We start from the raw sequence: 3,485 nt of genomic DNA, 5'->3' as shown, positions 1-3,485 counted from the left end.
GTGGGAATGCAGTTCGCGACGCTCTGCGTCGAAAGAGGACGCAGAGCGTCCAGAACGGCATGCCCACGCGGAGCATGGGCACGATAGTGTTTTCCAGCAGGCCTTAGGGGAAGATAGCTGTTCCTTCAGCCGAACACTTCAGCCAGCAAATCATGCATCGACTTGAAAGCACGCGCGGCCACTTTGGCGTCGTACATCATCATGCCGGGAACGTTGGCGTGCGGGTCGGTGAATGAGTGGAATGCACCGCCGTGGCTGTGCAATTGCCAGTCCACGCCAGCGGCGTTCATTTCTTCTTCGAAAGCAGGCAACTGCTCTTTTGGCACCAACGGGTCAGAAGCGCCGTGCAGGACCAGCACCGAACCCTTGATGTTGTTGGCATCAGCCGGGTTTGGCGTGTCCAGCGTTCCGTGGAACGAAATGGCCGCTTTCAGCTCGGCCCCGGTACGCGCCAGTTCCAGCGAACAGCAGCCACCGAAGCAGAAACCGAAGGTTGCGATTCTGCTCACATCCAGAGACCCATCCGCCTGACTCAACAACTGGTCGAGCCCGGCCTGCATGCGCTTGCGCAGCAAGCCACGGTCGTTCTTGAGCGGCGTCATGGCGGCGCCCGCTTCGTCATTGTTACTCGGACGAACCTGCTGACCATAAAGGTCCGCCAGCAGCACAACATAGCCTTTAGCAGCAACCGCCCTGGCAGTGTCCTCGGCATCCTGACTGACACCCATCCAGTTAGGCGCCATCAACAGACCGGGCTGTAGGGCGGTAGCGCTGCTGTCATACACCAGTCGGCTTTCATAAGGCTGACCTTCAATCTGATAGACCACAGAACGGATTTCGATAGTGCTGCTCATTACTGACTCCTGGTCATACGCAAGATGAGAGTGGGTGGTTACTGCCCCTAACAAAAAACCCGCCGAAGCGGGTTTCTTGTCAATCGGCTATCAAACCGACAGTTCTACCAACAGCTTGTTCAACCGGCGCACGTAAGCGGCCGGATCTTTCAGGCTGTCGCCGGCAGCCAGCGCTGCTTGATCGAACAGGATGTGCGACAGGTCGCCGAAGCGCTCTTCGCTCTGCTCGGCGTCGAGCTTGCCGATCAGCGGGTGAGCCGGGTTGAATTCGAAGATTGGCTTGGAGTCCGGAACCTTCTGCCCGCTGGCTTCCAGAATCTGACGCATCTGCAAGCCCATGTCCTGCTCGCCTATCGCCAGAATCGCTGGAGAATCGGTCAGGCGATGGGAGACTCGCACCTCACTCACAGACTCGCCCAGTGCAGCCTTCAGACGTTCGATCAGGCCTTCTTTGTCCTTGGCGATCTCTTCCTGTGCTTTTTTGTCCTCTTCGGAATCAAGGTTGCCCAGATCGAGGTCACCACGCGCCACATCGACGAAGTTCTTGCCGTCGAAATCGCTCAGGTAGCTCATCAGCCACTCGTCGATACGGTCGGTCAACAGCAGCACTTCGATGCCCTTCTTGCGGAAGACTTCAAGGTGCGGGCTGTTTCTGACCTGCGCGTAGGATTCGCCAGTGAGGTAATAGATCTTGTCCTGACCTTCCTTGCCGCGCGCCAGGTAATCGGCCAGAGAAACGCTTTGCTCGCCGCTGTCGTCGGAAGTCGATGCAAAACGCAGCAGACCCGCGATTTTTTCCTTGTTGGCGAAATCTTCTGCCGGGCCTTCTTTCAGCACCTGACCGAAGTTCTTCCAGAAGCCCTTGTATTGCTCGGGTTCGTTTTTCGCCAGCTTCTCGAGCATGTCCAGCACACGCTTGGTCAGCGCCGATTTCATCGAATCGATGATCGGGTCTTTCTGCAGGATCTCGCGGGACACGTTCAGCGACAGGTCATTGGAATCAACCACGCCCTTGACGAAGCGCATGTACAGCGGCAGGAACGACTCGGCCTGATCCATGACGAAAACGCGCTGCACATAAAGTTTCAGGCCGCGCGGTGCTTCACGCTGATACAGATCGAACGGCGCACGCGCGGGCACGTACAGCAGCGAGGTGTATTCCAGCTTGCCTTCGACCTTGTTATGGCTCCAGCTCAGCGGGTTCTCGTAGTCGTGGCCGACGTGCTTGTAGAACTCCTGATACTCCTCGTCCTTCACCTCGGTGCGAGGGCGGGTCCAGAGTGCGCTGGCGCGGTTGACGGTTTCCCATTCCTGCGCCGGTGTTTCTTCGCCTTCTGCGGCAGGAGCCTGCTCTTTGGGCAGCTCGATCGGCAAGGCGATGTGGTCGGAGTACTTCTTGATGATGTTGCGCAGACGGTAGCCGTCTGCGAACTCTTCTTCACCGTTTTTCAGGTGCAGCACGATACGCGTACCGCGCTCGGCCTTGTCGACGTTGGCGACTTCAAACTCGCCTTCGCCTTTGGAGGACCAGTGCACGCCCTCGCTGGACGGCGAACCGGCGCGACGGCTGAACACTTCGACCTGATCGGCAACGATGAATGCCGAGTAGAAGCCCACGCCGAACTGACCGATCAGGTGCGAATCCTTCTTCTGGTCGCCCGACAGGTTTTTCATGAAATCAGCGGTGCCGGATTTGGCGATGGTCCCCAAGTGGGTAATCACATCTTCACGGCTCATGCCAATGCCGTTGTCTTCAAGGGTAACGGTCTTCGCGTCCTTGTCGAAGCTCACGCGGATCTTCAGCTCGGCGCCGCCTTCCAGCAGCTCAGGCGTGGACAACGCTTCAAAACGCAATTTGTCGACCGCGTCAGACGCGTTCGAGATCAATTCGCGAAGGAAAATTTCCTTGTTGGAATACAGCGAATGGATCATGAGGTGCAGCAGCTGCTTTACCTCGGTCTGGAAGCCCAGGGTTTCCTTTTGAGTTTCCACACTCATAATCATCAAACTCCGATCTGGATGGTATAAGCCGTCACACAATCAGGCAGCAGCCTCTATGACAGCGGGTAGTCATCAAGGTGGGGGCTGGGTCAGGGATTTCAAGAGCCAATGATGCCCGACGCGTGTTTCATGCTTCGAATGCGACCGGCGACGCATTGAGCGCTGCTCGCTTGAAACCGGCGCGACAGGGTCAACGCCCTCCGCCTGCATCCGCTACGAAACAGGTGTTTCCAATATTGTCGTCACCGTTGGAACTTAACTCTCAGGGGCAGGCTCTTAGGCACGTGAATACTTAATAAGGAGAAACACCCCATGCGTAAATCTTTAGCCTATGCCTTGATGCTTTCTGCCACCTTGGGCCTCGCCGCCTGTGACAAGAAGTCCGAAAACACCCAACAAGATGCCAACAAGGCAGCTCAGCAGTCCCAGGAGTCGATGGAAAAGGCTCAGGACAAAGTGAATGACGCGGCCAAGGAAAGCCAGGAAGCTGCCCAGAAAAACGCGGAAGCCGCCCAGCAGCGCGCCGCTGAAAACGCCAACAAGGCGCCAGAAGCAGCTCCAGCCACCAAGTAAGGCTGGCCAGCTCGTCGAACTGAAAAGGCCCGCTTCGAGCGCAATGCTGTTCACTTA

The 3,485-nt window shown here is 57.1% G+C and carries 3 protein-coding genes; 1 reads left to right on the top strand and 2 read right to left on the bottom strand.

What is annotated here, in order from left to right:
• Positions 1 to 125 precede the first annotated feature (125 nt).
• Together DW49_RS0127830 and htpG are read right to left on the bottom strand one after the other, a co-directional pair.
• Entirely contained in the window at positions 126 to 854 is a 729-nt protein-coding gene (locus DW49_RS0127830) for a dienelactone hydrolase family protein (protein ID WP_005618729.1), read from the bottom strand.
• Between the two features lie 90 nt (positions 855 to 944).
• Positions 945 to 2,852, bottom strand: a complete 1,908-nt coding sequence (gene htpG / locus DW49_RS0127825) for a molecular chaperone HtpG (RefSeq protein ID WP_017703295.1) — start codon at positions 2,850 to 2,852, stop codon at positions 945 to 947.
• Positions 2,853 to 3,167: 315 nt separating this feature from the next.
• Here htpG and DW49_RS0127820 point away from each other — a divergent pair, with 315 nt between their 5' ends.
• Positions 3,168 to 3,428, top strand: coding sequence for a lipoprotein (locus DW49_RS0127820; protein WP_005738079.1), 261 nt, complete (start codon positions 3,168 to 3,170; stop codon positions 3,426 to 3,428).
• Positions 3,429 to 3,485 lie beyond the last annotated feature (57 nt).

This window comes from Pseudomonas avellanae BPIC 631 (genome assembly GCF_000444135.1).
Taxonomy (GTDB): Bacteria; Pseudomonadota; Gammaproteobacteria; order Pseudomonadales; family Pseudomonadaceae; genus Aquipseudomonas; species Aquipseudomonas avellanae.
The sequence above is the reverse complement of the archived record's forward strand: the minus strand, read 5'-3'. Positions and strand labels throughout refer to the sequence as shown.